The organism is Bacillus sp. C-3-6 (assembly GCF_054509685.1).
Genome location: NZ_CM137247.1, coordinates 4,349,880 through 4,365,838 on the forward strand (window position 1 = coordinate 4,349,880; position 15,959 = coordinate 4,365,838).

Below are 15,959 nucleotides of genomic sequence, written 5' to 3' on the forward strand. Positions count from 1 at the left end.
TTATATTGGCATAAAGGGAAGTGACGAGAACAGCTTAACTATTCTCGTCCAAAATTACTCCTTGGATGAAGGGGTTTTCATGTATTATATTAACAGAGCTTTATTAATATTTAATTAAGCCATTGTTAATATATTGTAAACATCCTTCATCCTATTTTTCAGTTGCTGATTTTGGTAAAACAACTGTAAATGTTGTCCCTTCCCCAACTTCACTATCCACTGTAATTGTACCGTGATGCGCCTCTACTAAATGCTTTACAATTGATAATCCAAGGCCTGTACCACCAGTATTTCTACTTCTCGCTTTATCCACTCGGTAAAAGCGTTCAAAAATACGTGGAATTTCCTCTTTACTAATACCAATTCCAGTATCCGATACTTTTATATAAGCATTATACTTATCTTCCGCTAACTCTACTGAAACAACGCCTCCAGCCGGTGTATATACGATCGCGTTATTTATTAAATTAATAAAGATTTGTTTCAAACGACTTGGATCTCCAATAACAGAAGCACGTTTTAATACATTCACTTGTAAAGAGATTTCTTTTTCTCCTGCTTTATTATCAAGCACCATATGAATATCTTCAAGCAGCCCCTTCATGTCAACGGTTCCCATATTTAATTTAAATCCTTGTTGTTCGATCTTTGACAAATCTAATAAATCTTCAATTAATCCTTGCATGCGCTCACTTTCTTTTAAAATAATGTGCAAGAAATGTTCGCAGAATTTTTTATTATCCATCGCTCCGTCTAAGAGTGTTTCTGAAAAACCTTTAATAGAAGTAATCGGTGTCTTTAATTCATGAGAAACATTCGCTAAAAAGTCTTTTCTCATTTGTTCTAATTTCTTTAACTCTGTTATGTCATGGAATACGAGAACAATCCCTTTCCATTCATGGTTTGTCCCGATAATCGGCGCTCCATATACTTCGAAATGCTTCCGCTCAATTCCAAGTGGCAATAACATTTGTTTACGCACTTTCACTTCTGTCATAAAGATTTCTTCTACAAGCTCAATAATTTCTGTATGATGAAACGATTCATAATATAAGCGATCTAAATATTCTTCATCTGTTACGTGGAAAGTTTCCTTATAAGAGCGGTTTACAAGGTTTATATACCCGCGGCTATCAATTAAAATCATTCCGCTTCCCATATTTTCAATTAACGTATGCAGACGATCTTGCTGCATTTCTTGTTCAAGTGTCATCTCTTGTAAGTTACGAGCTAAAATATTAATCGCTTTACTCAGCATTCCTGTTTCATCCGAATGACTTTCGTATGCACGTGCTTTATAATTACCCTTTGCCAATTCAATTGCAACTTTTGTAACCGATTCAATCGGCCTAATATATTGCCCTGTAATTTTCATACCTAAAAATACAACTACGAGACAAGCAATAACAAATCCGATAATTAATAATCCCCACGTTTTTTGATGTACGTCTTTTAAAGGATCGATTGTACTTTTCACCAAAACGTATCCTTGTTTTCCTTCTACATCTTGAACGAACACCGCATGATAAAATTCATTCTTTCGATCTGTCTCTTTCGTAATCACTTTACTTCGTTGTTTTGCCAATTCCGAAGTAAGTTCTTTAATCGTCTCTGGACTAAATGCCAATTCTTGTCCTTTTCTATATTGAACTTTCTTTTTTTCATCCACAAATACGATAGAAGCTGGTATTTTTTCTTCTAACTTTTCAAATACGTATGGATTTTTTAAGACATTATCAAAACCTTGCTCTTCTGCTAACGCCGCAACATACTCCGTCTCTTTTACCATTCTCTCTTTAGCATGATCTATATAGTAGTTTTCAAACACAGTTTCTAGCAATAAACCTAGTCCAACTAAAATAAATACAATAAGAGAAACAAATGTAAAAAGAAGCCTGGAACGAAATTTATTCATTCCCTTTTGGCTCCTCTAATTTATATCCTAAACCACGTATCGTTTTAATGTACGTCGGTTTTTTCGTATTTTGTTCAATTTTATCGCGCAAATGGCTAATATGAACATCAACAATTCGTGTATCACCAGCAAAATCGTAATTCCATACAGCACTTAATAATTGATCACGCGTCAACACGCGACTTTTATTTTTCGCAAGATACACAAGTAGTTCAAATTCTTTTGGTGTTAATTCAAGCTTTCTTCCTTGGAAATAAGCCTCATAAAACTCCGGTAAAATTTTAAGTTCTGCAATTGTGATGCTATCTTCATCTGGCGCTTCTGCAACTTGTTCTTCTTGTTGTAATTTCGTGCGGCGCAAAATCGCCTTCACACGAGCAACAACTTCCCTTGGACTAAATGGCTTCGTCATATAATCATCTGCCCCAAGTTCAAGGCCTAGCACCTTATCAAACTCATCATCTTTTGCCGTTAACATTAAAATCGGCGTCATAACGCGCTGCAATCGTAATTCTTTACACACTTCCATACCATCCATTTTCGGAAGCATTAAATCTAATATAATTAAATCTGGGCGTTCTGTTGTCGCTTTTTGAAGCGCCATTTCTCCATCCATCGCTGTTATAACTTCAAACCCAGCTTGTTGTAAATTAAATTCGATTAAAGTTAAGATAAATTCCTCATCATCAACTACTAAAATACGATTGTTCATTCTTTTCCTCCAAGTTATAGACTTGAAACCTTCTTCATCCTAGTATTTTCCCCGTTATTCTCATCATACTAGAAAACAAGGTCCCTCTCAATATAATTGTCTATTCATGGAGATCGTTTGTGTAGAATTGAGAAAATAGAAGTAATTACGATTCACCTGCAACTACACAGGATTTTGCCAAACTTTATAGATTACTCTCTCTTCTTTAAAGCTCACTTCCGTATGAACTATAAAATCTTGATTTTGTGCTAGGAAAAACGAAAGAGCATACGCTATTTTATAATCCGGTGTTTCATATCCATCAAATACTCTCCCGTACATTTCATTCGCAACCCCGTCTGCCCACACTTCAGCTTCTCTTACCGTTTCAAAGATAACGTTTTCTCCTTTCCACCTCATCTTAAAGAATCACTCCTTCCATTGACTTAAATTATCAAATTATAATATAGTAAATATTGTTAATCCAATAATCCGAATATAAAAAGGGGTCTATTATGCGACTATTACTACCTATTTTAACTTTAGTAGTAACATGTTTCCTTACTTTTAACGTACCGAGCTGGGATACGATTAAAACGGGGTGCTCAGAATTTGCTGAAGGGTTCAAAGAAGGATTTTTCAACTAAAAATAGCGCTAGCATCCTTATTCAAGGTATGCTAGCGCTATTCATATTTTCATCTTTTAAAAATTATCTAATGCTTTTTCCATAATGGAAACAGATTTAAAAGGCGGCGTGACTGTTAATGAACCTTTTACAACAGTTTCTCCTTTTTCATCATGAGCAGATACAAGCATATCAATTGTATGTTCCTCCTCAGAAACAGCCACAACTTCAAAGTGGATTTGTAACGTTTCATAATGGTGAACATGCTTCACGAACGTAAGGTCCTTCCTAGTAATATGACTTCCTGGACCCGGTAAATATTTCGTAACTGCCGTTGTAATCATTCCCGTTAGCATAATGCTTGGTACAATCGGCTTTTCATACGGAGTTTGGGATGCGTAATCATGCTGAATATATAATGGATTGGCATCATTCGTTAACCCTAAGTACAATAACAAATCTTTATCCTCAATTTTTTCAGTGATAGATAATTTCTCTCCTACTGTAATTTCATCCATTTTACGACCAATTTGAACTTTTTTCTTTAACATGTTACAACCCCCTCCGATTTTTTCACCTTATTATCCTACTAAAAGCGATACCTTATCCGAAATTTACTATGATGAGGGCAATGTATAGTATAAATCTATAGTTTCATTATAGGATATTACAAATGATAGCGTTTTCATATTATTTCAAAAAAACAATTCGGTAAATAGTAGAAAAAGATTCGGAATCCCGAATCTTTTTCACTACTATTCAATTATTAAACAAGAACTTTCATTACGTTACGTACAGATTCTACAGAGCGATCTAACGCTTCTTTTTCATCTGCAAGAAGTTCTAATTCAATAATTTTTTCAATTCCGTTACCACCTAGAATTACTGGTACCCCTAAGTAAAGGTCACTATAACCATACTCACCTTCAAGGTACGCAATAGCTGGTAATACACGGCGTTGATCTTTTAAGATTGCTTCTGTCATTTCAACTAAAGAAGCTGCTGGTGCGTAATATGCACTACCGTTTCCTAATAAGCCTACAATCTCACCGCCACCTTTACGTGTACGTTCTACGATTGCTTCTAAACGCTCTTTCGGAATTAACGTTTCTAACGGAATACCGCCTGCATAAGAATAACGCACAAGAGGTATCATGTCGTCACCGTGTCCACCAAGAACAAATCCTGTAATGTCTTTCACAGAAAGATTTAATTCTTGTGCGATGAATGTACGGAAACGAGCTGTATCTAATACGCCCGATTGGCCAATTACACGCTCTTTCGGGAATCCTGCTTCTTTAAATACAGAATATGTCATTGCATCAACTGGATTTGTTAACACAACAATAATTGCATTTGGTGAATGTTTTGCAATGTCGCGCGTAATACTTTTCATAATTTTAGAGTTCGTTGCTACTAAGTCATCACGGCTCATACCAGGCTTACGTGCAATACCTGCTGTAATAACGACAACGTCAGAATCAGCAGTATCTGCGTAATCAGATGTTCCAATAATGTTAGCATCAAAACCTTGTACTGGGCTCGCTTCTAACATATCTAACGCTTTCCCTTTTGTTGGATTTTCCAGTTGTGGAATGTCCACTAATACAACATCTGCAAGTTCTTTTTGTGCTAATAAGAATGCCGTTGTTGCTCCTGTAAATCCTGCACCGATGACTGAAACTTTCTTGCGTTTGATTGTCATAATTTACCCCCCGCTTTAATTATGCGTTTTTGATTATCGCTACATCCATGTTTTTAATAAGCTCATTAGCAAACTCAGAACACTTCACTTCTGTTGCGCCTTCCATTAGGCGAGCGAAGTCATATGTTACTACTTTTGATGCAATTGTTTTCTCAACTGAATCTGTTACTAATTTCGCTGCTTCATTCCATCCTAAGTGTTCTAATAATAATACACCTGAAAGAAGAACTGAAGATGGGTTTACTTTATCTAAACCTGCATATTTTGGAGCTGTACCGTGTGTAGCTTCAAAGATAGCATGTCCAGTCACATAGTTAATGTTTGCACCAGGTGCAATACCAATTCCACCTACTTGTGCAGCAAGTGCATCAGAGATATAGTCACCATTTAAGTTCATTGTTGCAACAACATCGAACTCACGTGGACGAGTTAAAATTTGTTGTAAGAAGATGTCTGCAATAGAATCTTTTACGATGATTTTTCCAGCCACTTCAGCGTCTGCCATCGCTTTATTTGCTGCATCTTTACCATCTTTTTCAACAATGCGATCATATTCAGCCCAAGTAAATACTTTGTCGCCGAATTCTTGTTCCGCTACTTCGTAACCCCAGTTTTTGAAAGCACCTTCTGTAAATTTCATAATGTTTCCTTTATGAACTAATGTAACAGAAGAGCGTTTTTCATTAATTGCATATTGAATTGCAGCACGAACAAGACGCTTTGTCCCTTCTTCTGAGATTGGTTTAATACCAATACCAGATGTTTCTGGGAAGCGGATTTTATTAACACCCATTGCTTCTTTTAAGAAAGTAAGAACTTTTTCTGCTTCTGGAGATCCTTGTGCATATTCAATTCCAGCATAAATGTCTTCTGTATTTTCACGGAAAATAACCATATCAGTATCTTCCGGACGTTTTACAGGTGAAGGAACACCTTCAAAATAACGAACTGGACGTAGACATACATATAGATCTAATTCTTGACGAAGTGCTACGTTTAGAGAACGAATACCACCGCCAACTGGAGTTGTAAGTGGACCTTTAATTGCGATTAAATATTCGCGAATTAAATTTAAAGTTTCTTCTGGTAACCACTCGCCTGTTTGGTTGAATGCTTTTTCCCCTGCAAGCACTTCTTTCCAAACGATTTTCTTCTCACCATCATAAGCTTTTTCAACTGCTGCTTCTATTACGCGAGATGCAGCTGCCCAAATATCAGGACCAATTCCATCTCCTTCAATAAATGGAATAATCGGATTGTTTGGTACATTCATAACACCATTAGTTACAGTAATTTTTTCACCTGTCGTCAATGTGATAACCCCCATGTTTGAAATTTCATATGTATGAAACTGAGGGAATAACCCCTCAGTTCAAACCGTTAGTCAAATTAAAATATTCTAATCATTACATCTTTCCGAAAAAATCAGACTTTTGAAAGCGTATTTTCACTATCGAAATAGTGTTTTTCGCTTATCTTTGTGCGATTGGAACATACACTTGATGCGTTGGTCCATTATAATCAGCACGCGGACGGATTAAACGGTTGTTTTCATATTGTTCTAGAATATGAGCTAACCAGCCTGACATACGGCTAATTGCAAAAATAGGTGTAAATAAGTCATGGTCAATTCCTAAACAATGGTATACAGAAGCTGAATAGAAATCGACATTTGGTGGAAGACCTTTTTCTTTTGTTACAATGTCTTCAATTTTGATAGACATATTATACCATTTGTCTTCTCCTAAAAGCACGCATAATCTCTTAGACATTTCACGTAAGTGTTTTGCACGTGGATCACCTTGCTCATACACACGGTGGCCAAAGCCCATGATTTTCACTTTATTTTGAAGAGCATTATGAATATATGACTCTACATTTTCTTCTTCGCCAATTTCAGTTAACATCTTCATTACATTTTCATTTGCCCCACCGTGAAGAGGACCTTTTAATGCACCGATTGCTGCTGTAATACCAGAATATACATCTGACAGTGTAGCTACGCAAACACGTGCAGTAAATGTAGAAGCGTTTAACTCATGATCTGCATGAAGTACAAGTGCCTTATCAAAAGCTTCAATTTCAACTTCATTTGGCTCGCGATCATTTAACATGTACAAGAAGTTTGCAGCTAATGATAAATCTTTTCTTGGCTCAACAATATCTAAACCTTTACGGATTCTCGCGTAAGCAGCAACTAAAGTTCCCACTTGAGCCTGTAATTTAACCGCTTTCAAATAATTGGACTTTTCATCCATAATTTCAGCGCTCTCATCGTATAATGATAGCATGGAAATTGCAGTTCGTAAAACAGACATCGGATGTGCAATTTTTAAATCTACTTGTTTCAAATATGTTAAAATCTCACCTGGAACTTTATAGTATTCAGATACAATTTCATTAAATTCCGCTAGTTCTTTTTCATTAGGAAGCTTGCGGTGCCATAATAAGTACACTACTTCTTCAAACGTAGCATTCTCAGCTAAATCATCAATATTATACCCAACATAAGTTAATGTATCATCAATAATAGAGCTCACAGATGATGTTGTTGCTACTACCCCTTCTAAACCTCGAATAACAGTCATGACATTCTCTCCTTTTCCTGAAAATTCTCCCAACCTTGCTCCTTATATCTATTTGCTCCCCTTATGAATTATGAACGCCCGTTCACTCTTTAGGCAAGCAAAATGCACGATCATGCAAATTTGTTGCGATGTTCCCCTCTTATTGTCCATTGTTTACATGGAAAGCATGAGCGTGAATGTCTCCCCGAATCCTCACGCTCAAAACAACAAGTTAGTGAGGAAAATACATTCCGAAGAGTTTTATGATAAAAACAACATAAAACAATATCATTATAAAATTGTTTTATGTTGTTTTTATTTTATCTGGTGTAAAGTCTCTGCTGTTATGTAACTTTTCAAAGTTTCTAATCCTATTATAAACAATTATCTGACTTTTGTGAACAGAAAGAATTCAAAAATTTTATATTACTATAAAATTCCTTATTTAAACATTTGTATAATACTCATAACCGCATAGGCAATTCCAGCCCCAATTAACGGACCAACAGCAACCCCATTAAATAGCGCAACCGCTATAATTGTCCCAAAAACAAGCGCAGTTGTAATGTGAGGATCCGTTGTCAACAATTGTACGCCGCCTTTCGCTAACAAAGCGACCGCTACACCTGAAGCTAAAGCAATCCACGCATAATAAGATTTTGCCGCTTCTCCAAGTTGTTTAAAACCTATTTCCCCCGTCGCAATCGGTACGAGCACCGCTATTGTAATGACCGTTACACCTAGGTTAATTCCTTTCGTTTGTAGATAAGGAAAGACCTTATCTCCTAAAAACGTAAACTTCAATAAAAATAACACACCAATAGCCACAGTAAGCGATTGGTTTTTCGCAATAAGTCCTATAATAAGTAGTATGAATAAAAATAACGTTGACTGACTAATCATGTTTGCACTTCCTTTCTGAAAATAATGAACTCATTTCCAAACAAAAATACCTTTAAACCTATCGTTATACATGATATATCGATGCCTATTCAACATGAATCACTTCATTTTTTATGTATTTTAAAATGATAAATTGAGACTTTCACCATAAAAATTTAAGCATGTATACATTTTAAAAAACAGGCGTCTCTTCTTTCTTTTCTAATTAGAAACAGGTAAAATAAAAAGAAGAGAAAATGAAGTTTTTACCATATAGTAGAAGCATCAACACCAAGCTTTCACAGTCACTCACATACTGAAAAAGCAGGAAAAATCCATCATTCCACTATAACATAAAGTGAAACTTTAATCAGTGGGGCACACTCGTTATAAGTTGAACGAATTAGGATAATCCAAATTGGAATGGGAGGTATACATCTTTGAACCGAAACTTACTATATATGATATTGCGACTCATATTTGTCATTGTAGCAACGGTAGCTGGGTTCTATGTATTACTATACATGTCAGGGCTTATCTATCCTTTTATTATCGCTTTTGCATTTGCTTATTTGATTAATCCTGTCGTCAATTTCCTTAATCAAAAACTACAATTTCCTCGCGCACTAGCAGTACTCGTTAGCTTAATTCTCGTATTTGGAGCTATCGTTGGACTTGTTACATATCTTGTGACTGAAGCAATATCTGCCACAACATACTTACTACAACTTGTTACAGTAAAGTTTCCAGATATCGTTACATTCGCTCAGCAATTTGCACTTAATCATATTATGCCTCTCTACGATGATTTAATCTCTAAATTTAATCATCTTGGAGAACCACAGCGCTATACAATTACACAAAACATTCAAAACTTAGGAACAGAGGCAACAACACAAATGAAAGAACTTTTAACCGCCATTATAAGCGGGTTAACGAATTTCATTAGTGCACTGCCAACAACTTTAACTGTCCTTGTATTCATTTTATTAGCCACTTTCTTCATTAGTTACGATTGGCACCGTCTTGCTCAAAAAGCAAGAAAATTACTACCAAATCGTGTACATGGCTACGGAAAAACTATTTTTGTCGACTTAAAAAAAGCTTTATTCGGTTTTGTGAAAGCACAACTTACACTCGTATCTATGACAACCGTTATTGTACTAATCGGACTTTTAATATTACGCGTACCATACGCCATTACTATTGCGATTATTACAGGAGTTGTAGATTTACTACCATATTTAGGAACAGGCGCAGTCTTCGTTCCATGGGTTATATACGTATTTTTCACTGGCGATACCGCATTCGCCATTGGTCTTCTCATTTTATACATCGTCGTGATTGTCCAAAGACAAATTATGGAACCGAAAGTACTTTCATCTAACATCGGTCTCGATCCACTAGCAACACTCGTCGCTCTATTTGTCGGCTTTAAACTTTTTGGCTTTTTAGGATTAATCATCGGTCCAGTCACCTTAGTACTACTTAATACATTACACAAAGCTAATGTCTTCCATGACTTGTGGAAATATATTAAAGGTTCACCTTCAAAATAACAGTTTCTAATTCATACAAAAAATCAAGCTATAATCAGTGGGAAATTCCCACTGATTATTCCTTTTACCTATTTTTCACACTACTCACACGCAACAAGAGCATTACCCAGAAACAGGATAATCCTCTTGTTTTTTTGCATAAAAAAACATATATTCTAGCTAAAAATACATTTTTATTCCATTTTATCTATAATTATTACTTACATTTATTACTTTTTATGTAAATGAATAAATATACAAAATAGCATAAAATAAGGCTTCAAGTAACAATCACCACCTTTTATATGAATTCTTTACACCAATCGCTCCTTTATATGCAAAAGCAAAACTTTAATTTGGCTGCATTTCGCACCATCTTATTCATCCAAATTAATAGCACTAAAAAATCACACGTTTAATCGAAGCACAACAAGAGTTCAAACGAAAATTATATAGCAAATATAATAAGCGGACGTTTTGTTCATCCCCACTCATCATTCGCCCCCCACAAATAGCGCGGTAAAGCAAAGCCTCAATCAGAAAGCTCCCCTCCTCTTACAAGACAAAAAAATAGCACTTAGATCGTTATAATCTAAGTGCTACTTCTGAATGATAATAGTAGAATTCTTTCTAAATTTCCATTCCATCCACTTCATAATAAGTGGCTTCAATAAAGCTCTCGTAATAGGGATCACGCAGATAAACCCTAGCACATCCGTCACATACCCAGGAAGCACCAAGAGAATACCTCCTACAAATACAAAAATGCCATCTAGTACTGCCTCACCTGGCATTTCCCCTCTATTCAACTTAGATTGAATCTCTCCAAGCACTTTAAATCCTTGTCTTTTCGCCAAATACACACCTACAACACCTGTAAATACAATCATAGCGAACGTAGACCATAAACCTATTACATGACTTGATCCAATTAAGACCGTAATCTCAATCGCCGGTATTAAAATAAACAAGAATAGTAACCACTTCATAGTTCTACACCTCTCTCTCAACTCACTTTTAACGCCCTCACAACGCCTATATACATCATATGCAATATAAATACCCTTTCATATTAAAACCCATAACAAACAGCTTTTAAAAGCAATTCTAGGCGTTTTAAGCTAATTCCATCTCGTTTTTGTGTAAAAAAAAGAGAAGGACTCCGATCCTTCTCTCCGTATTACTTATAGCACTTCCGCATGTCCATTATAAACAATTCCGCGTGCTGCATCAACTGTTACTTCTTGGCCATTTTTTAAAGTTGCTGTTACGCCGTTTACACCAACGATAACAGGAATACCGATTGATACGCCTACAACAGCTGCATGGCTTGTTAAGCCACCTTCTTCTACCACTAAAGCAGCAGCTTTTTCGATTGCAGGAATCATATCTTTATCAGTGCTTGTTGTAACAAGGATATCACCTTCGTTTACGTTCGCTACAGCTTCAGCAGCTGTTTTTGCTACAACTACTTTACCTTTTGCAGCTTTACGACCGATCCCTTGTCCTTTAGCAACTTCTTCACCAACAACGTGGATTTTCATTAAGTTTGTTGTACCAGTTTCAGCAACTGGAACACCAGCAGTAATTACTACAGTATCTCCAAGGCCGATTAGACCTGCATCCATACCTGTTTGAATTGCTGTATCTAGCATTTCGTCAGTTGAAGCTGCGCGCTTCTCAGCCATAAATGCTTGTACACCCCAAACAAGTGCAAGACGACGTCCTACTTGCTCGTCAGATGTTACAGCTACGATTGGAGATTTTGGACGGTATTTAGAGATCATTTTCGCAGTATGTCCACTTTCTGTTGGAGCTACGATTGCAGCTACATCAAGAGCAAGTGCTGTATGCGCAACAGATTGGCTAATTGCATCTGTAATTGTTGGAGTGAACTCTTTAATACGTTTTTTGAACATATCTTCGTATTGTAATGATTTTTCAACACGTACTGCAATGTTAGCCATCATTGTTACTGCTTCTACCGGATATTGACCAGCAGCTGTTTCACCTGAAAGCATGATTGCATCTGTACCATCGAAGATTGCGTTAGCTACGTCACTTGCTTCCGCACGAGTTGGACGTGGGTTACGTTGCATAGAGTCTAACATTTGTGTCGCAGTAATAACTGGTTTACCTAACACGTTACATTTTTTGATTAGACGTTTTTGTACTAATGGTACTTCTTCTGGTGGAATTTCTACACCCATATCACCACGAGCTACCATTAAACCGTCAGAAACTTCTAAGATTGAATCGATGTTGTCGATACCTTCTTGGTTTTCGATTTTCGGTACGATTTGGATGTATTGAGCGCCATGCTCTTCTAATAATTCACGGATTTCTAATACGTCAGACGCTTTACGTACGAATGAAGCTGCGATGAAATCAACTTTTTGCTCGATACCGAAGATGATATCTTTTACGTCTTTTTCAGTGATACCAGGAAGCTTAATGCTTACGTTTGGTACGTTAACACCTTTTTTATTTTTTACAGTTCCGCTGTTAAGAACTTTTGTACGGATGTTTCCATCAGCTTTTTCGATTACTTCTAGTTCGATAAGACCGTCATCGATTAGAATGCGAGAACCTGGGTCTACATCGTCATAAAGACCAGCATAAGATACAGAGAACTTCTCTGCAGTGCCTAATACTTGCTCAGTAGAAAGAACTACTTCTGCACCTGTTACAAGCTCAGCTTGTCCGTCTACGAAGTCGTGAGTACGGATTTCTGGACCTTTTGTATCAAGTAAGATACCAACTGTTTTACCAGTTTTCTTTGAAGCTTCACGAATGTTTTTGATACGAGCTCCGTGCTCTTCATGGCTACCATGAGAGAAGTTTAAACGAGCAACGTTCATACCTGCTTCGATTAATTGCTCTAATTTTTCAATACTTTCACTAGCAGGACCTATAGTACATACAATTTTAGTTTTACGCATATTGCACCTCCGAAAATTATGAAACCGTTCCCAAATATCTGACATTACGCCGATTAGATGGATAATTCTTTAGATAATTGATACATATCTTTATCGATTGTATGCTTTTGAGCTAACGCTTCGATAATATCATGATCAACAAGTTTGTTATCTTGAATACCTACACAACGTCCACCTTTACCAGCAATTAACAATTCAACTGCTCTTGCGCCAAGACGACTTGCTAATACACGGTCTTGTGCACTTGGTGATCCACCACGTTGTACGTGACCTAATACAGTTACACGAGTATCAAAGTTTGTTGCTTCTTCAATGTGCTTACCGATGTCAATTGCACTTCCAACACCTTCAGCTACAACGATAATACTGTGTTTTTTACCACGTTCACTACCACGCTTCAGACGAGCGATAACATCATCCATGTCATACTCTTCTTCTGGAATTAAGATTGTTTCTGCACCATCAGCTAAACCAGCCCATAATGCGATATCACCAGCGTGACGTCCCATTACTTCGATAACATATGTACGTTCATGAGATGTAGCTGTGTCACGGATTTTATCAATTGCATCAATAACAGTGTTTAAAGCTGTATCGAAACCAATTGTGAAGTCTGTTCCAGGGATATCATTGTCGATTGTACCTGGTACACCAACACATGGGAATCCTTGTTCAGTTAATTTTTTAGCGCCTTGGTAAGAACCATCTCCACCAATAACAACAAGTCCTTCGATACCATGTTTCTTTAATTGCTCGATACCTTTTAGTCGTACTTCTGGGTCTTTAAACTCAGGACATCTTGCTGTATATAATTTCGTACCACCGCGGTGGATAATATCGCCAACAGAACCAAGTTCTAATTTTTCAATGTGACCAGAAATTAATCCAGCGTATCCATGGTAAATACCATATACTTCAATATCATGGAAAATCGCTTTACGAACAACTGCACGAATGGCAGCATTCATACCAGGTGAATCTCCACCACTTGTTAATACACCAATACGTTTCATTTGTACTCACCTCATAAAGATTATTTGCCTTATAATAAAATAACACGAAAAAATATAAAAACACAATGGAGAAGATGTGTCTTTTCATAATAAAAACGTGCATTCGCGAAGAGGAACGCACGCTTTTATTATTTTATCCCAATGGAAGCGTTTGAAAACGAAACTTGCCCAATTTTCATATATTTTTCATAACGTTTTTCGATTAATTCATCTTTCGAAATTCCGTTTAATTGTTCAAAAGTTTTTCTAATCATTAAGTCTATATTTTCTGACTGTTTCAAAATATTACGGTGAGCTCCACCTTTTGTCTCTGGAATAATTTCATCAATTACACCTAATTCTTTCAAATCTGCTGCTGTAATTTTCATTGCCTCTGCAGCTTCCTTTGCTTTTCCTGCATCTTTCCAAAGAATTGCCGCTGCACCCTCTGGTGTAATAACAGAATAAGTGGAATTTTCTAGCATATGAATGTAATCTCCTACTCCAAGACCTAGCGCACCACCACTACCGCCTTCACCGATAACGATACAAATAACTGGTACCGTTAAACCTGCCATCTCAAATAGGTTGCGGGCAATAGCTTCACTTTGTCCACGTTCTTCAGCTGCTTTACCAGGATAAGCTCCCTTCGTATCGATGAAACAAATAATAGGACGATTAAACTTTTCCGCTTGTTTCATGAGACGCAGTGCTTTTCGATATCCTTCTGGATGAGGCATTCCAAAGTTACGGCGAATATTTTCTTTCGTATCTTTTCCGCGCTGATGCCCAATTACAGTTACAGGCATCCCTTTATATTTCGCAATGCCGCCGACAATCGCTGCATCATCGCCAAATAGACGATCTCCATGACATTCGAAAAAATCAGTAAATAAGTGCTCAATATAATCGAGCGTTGTCGGTCGTTCTGCATGACGAGCAATTTGAACACGGTCCCATACTTTTAGATTGCCGTATATATCTTCCTCTAAATTTTCTAGCTTTTCTTCCAAAATACGAATCTCCTCACTGAAGTCCATCTGGCTGTTTTTCGTATAGTCTTTCAGTTCACGAATCTTATTTCTTAGCTCAACAACTGGTTTTTCAAATTCTAGCTCTGCCATACAGCCATTTCCCCTCCTTGATGAACTTCTAAAATCTTGCGAAGCGATTCTCTCATATTATCACGATGCACCACCGCATCTAATTGACCATGATCTAGTAAGAATTCTGCCGTTTGGAAATCTTCCGGTAGTTTCTCACGCACCGTTTGTTCAATTACACGTCTACCAGCAAATCCGATAAGTGCACCTGGTTCTGCAAGATTATAATCACCAAGTGAAGCGAAACTCGCTGAAACCCCGCCCGTCGTTGGGTGAGTCATAACAGAAATAAATAACCCTCCTGCATTACTATGCTTTTTCAAAGCTACGCTTGTTTTTGCCATTTGCATTAAACTTAATATCCCTTCTTGCATACGGGCACCACCCGAAGCAGTAAAGATAATAAATGGAACTTGTAAGTCGTACGCCTTTTCAACCGCACGGGCGATTTTTTCTCCTACTACAGAGCCCATGCTCCCCATTCGAAAACGAGAATCCATTACTGCAACAACAACAAGCATGTCATCAATTGTTCCTTCACCAGTTACAACCGCTTCGTTCAATTCAGTCTTCTTACGATCGCTCTCGAGTTTCTCTTCATAACCTGGAAACTCCAGTGGATTTAATGAAACCATTTCTTTGTCATACTCACGGAATGACCCTTCGTCCAATATACTATCAAGACGTTCCCATGCATTCATAGGATGATGATATCCACAATTCACACATACTTTTAAATTTTTTAAAAGTTCTTTCGTATACATGATTTTTTTACATTCCGGACATTTTGTCATAACGCCATCTGGCACATCTTTTCGTACTTGTTCTGAAGGTATTGCAGCGTACTTTTTCTTTTTCACGAATAAATCTCTTAGCACAATTTGACCCCCTTCGTTGAGAGCTAAGGTTAGCGTAAGAAGAAAATGGGGCTAACACCAAAGTTTGATGTTAGCCTTATCTTCTCAATCTGTCTAATAACCTCACTCTTTACGTTTAAC

Annotated in this window: 15 protein-coding genes; 2 read left to right on the forward strand and 13 right to left on the reverse strand. The window is 36.9% G+C overall.

What is annotated here, in order from left to right; translation table 11 throughout:
• Positions 1-151 precede the first annotated feature (151 nt).
• From phoR to ACW0JX_RS22335, 3 genes are all read right to left on the reverse strand, one after another.
• Positions 152-1,915 (reverse strand): sensory box histidine kinase PhoR, encoded by a 1,764-nt coding sequence (gene phoR / locus ACW0JX_RS22325; protein WP_001032099.1) that lies wholly within the window; start codon positions 1,913-1,915, stop codon positions 152-154.
• The gene (gene phoP, locus ACW0JX_RS22330; protein ID WP_001065220.1) at positions 1,908-2,627 is read right to left on the reverse strand and encodes a two-component system response regulator PhoP; all 720 of its coding nucleotides are present in this window, start codon (positions 2,625-2,627) and stop codon (positions 1,908-1,910) included. The genes phoR and phoP overlap by 8 nt, the downstream gene beginning before the upstream one ends.
• 162 nt (positions 2,628-2,789) lie before the next feature.
• Positions 2,790-3,026 carry a hypothetical protein gene (locus tag ACW0JX_RS22335; protein ID WP_053563568.1) on the reverse strand — a complete coding sequence of 79 codons (237 nt, stop codon included), beginning with the start codon at positions 3,024-3,026 and terminating at the stop codon, positions 2,790-2,792.
• Between the two features lie 95 nt (positions 3,027-3,121).
• On the opposite strand from ACW0JX_RS22335, the gene ACW0JX_RS22340 reads away from it, so the two are divergent.
• A complete protein-coding gene (locus tag ACW0JX_RS22340; protein WP_001238014.1) occupies positions 3,122-3,253 on the forward strand; it encodes a hypothetical protein in 132 nt (43 codons plus the stop codon).
• Between the two features lie 56 nt (positions 3,254-3,309).
• On the opposite strand, the gene ACW0JX_RS22345 is transcribed toward ACW0JX_RS22340, so the two are convergent.
• The 5 genes from ACW0JX_RS22345 to ACW0JX_RS22365 all read right to left on the reverse strand — a co-directional run bounded on the left by ACW0JX_RS22345 (position 3,310) and on the right by ACW0JX_RS22365 (position 8,407).
• The gene (locus tag ACW0JX_RS22345; RefSeq protein ID WP_000914180.1) at positions 3,310-3,783 is read right to left on the reverse strand and encodes a MaoC family dehydratase; all 474 of its coding nucleotides are present in this window, start codon (positions 3,781-3,783) and stop codon (positions 3,310-3,312) included.
• Positions 3,784-3,998: 215 nt separating this feature from the next.
• The gene (mdh, locus tag ACW0JX_RS22350; RefSeq protein WP_459245068.1) at positions 3,999-4,937 is read right to left on the reverse strand and encodes a malate dehydrogenase; all 939 of its coding nucleotides are present in this window, start codon (positions 4,935-4,937) and stop codon (positions 3,999-4,001) included.
• A gap of 19 nt (positions 4,938-4,956) precedes the next feature.
• Positions 4,957-6,249, reverse strand: a complete 1,293-nt coding sequence (gene icd, locus ACW0JX_RS22355; RefSeq protein WP_071731427.1) for an NADP-dependent isocitrate dehydrogenase — start codon at positions 6,247-6,249, stop codon at positions 4,957-4,959.
• 160 nt (positions 6,250-6,409) lie between these two features.
• A complete protein-coding gene (gene citZ / locus ACW0JX_RS22360; RefSeq protein ID WP_000503651.1) occupies positions 6,410-7,558 on the reverse strand; it encodes a citrate synthase in 1,149 nt (382 codons plus the stop codon).
• Between the two features lie 387 nt (positions 7,559-7,945).
• Complete coding sequence (locus ACW0JX_RS22365) at positions 7,946-8,407, reverse strand: DUF441 domain-containing protein (RefSeq protein ID WP_000625507.1); 462 nt, start codon at positions 8,405-8,407, stop codon at positions 7,946-7,948.
• Positions 8,408-8,826: 419 nt separating this feature from the next.
• Between ACW0JX_RS22365 and ytvI the strand changes: the two genes are divergently transcribed.
• Complete coding sequence (ytvI, locus tag ACW0JX_RS22370; protein WP_006926492.1) at positions 8,827-9,945, forward strand: sporulation integral membrane protein YtvI; 1,119 nt, start codon at positions 8,827-8,829, stop codon at positions 9,943-9,945.
• Positions 9,946-10,523: 578 nt separating this feature from the next.
• On the opposite strand, the gene ACW0JX_RS22375 is transcribed toward ytvI, so the two are convergent.
• The 5 genes from ACW0JX_RS22375 to accD all read right to left on the reverse strand — a co-directional run bounded on the left by ACW0JX_RS22375 (position 10,524) and on the right by accD (position 15,839).
• The gene (locus ACW0JX_RS22375; RefSeq protein WP_088024387.1) at positions 10,524-10,913 is read right to left on the reverse strand and encodes an FxsA family protein; all 390 of its coding nucleotides are present in this window, start codon (positions 10,911-10,913) and stop codon (positions 10,524-10,526) included.
• Between the two features lie 195 nt (positions 10,914-11,108).
• Positions 11,109-12,866 (reverse strand): pyruvate kinase, encoded by a 1,758-nt coding sequence (pyk, locus tag ACW0JX_RS22380; RefSeq protein ID WP_001232667.1) that lies wholly within the window; start codon positions 12,864-12,866, stop codon positions 11,109-11,111.
• 53 nt (positions 12,867-12,919) lie between these two features.
• Positions 12,920-13,879: a 6-phosphofructokinase gene (gene pfkA / locus ACW0JX_RS22385; protein WP_000821157.1), complete on the reverse strand. Its 960-nt coding sequence runs from the start codon at positions 13,877-13,879 to the stop codon at positions 12,920-12,922.
• Positions 13,880-14,007: 128 nt separating this feature from the next.
• Entirely contained in the window at positions 14,008-14,982 is a 975-nt protein-coding gene (gene accA, locus ACW0JX_RS22390) for an acetyl-CoA carboxylase carboxyl transferase subunit alpha (RefSeq protein WP_061660088.1), read from the reverse strand.
• Positions 14,970-15,839 carry an acetyl-CoA carboxylase, carboxyltransferase subunit beta gene (gene accD, locus ACW0JX_RS22395; protein WP_089171827.1) on the reverse strand — a complete coding sequence of 290 codons (870 nt, stop codon included), beginning with the start codon at positions 15,837-15,839 and terminating at the stop codon, positions 14,970-14,972. The genes accA and accD overlap by 13 nt, the downstream gene beginning before the upstream one ends.
• Between the last annotated feature and the right edge of the window lie 120 nt (positions 15,840-15,959).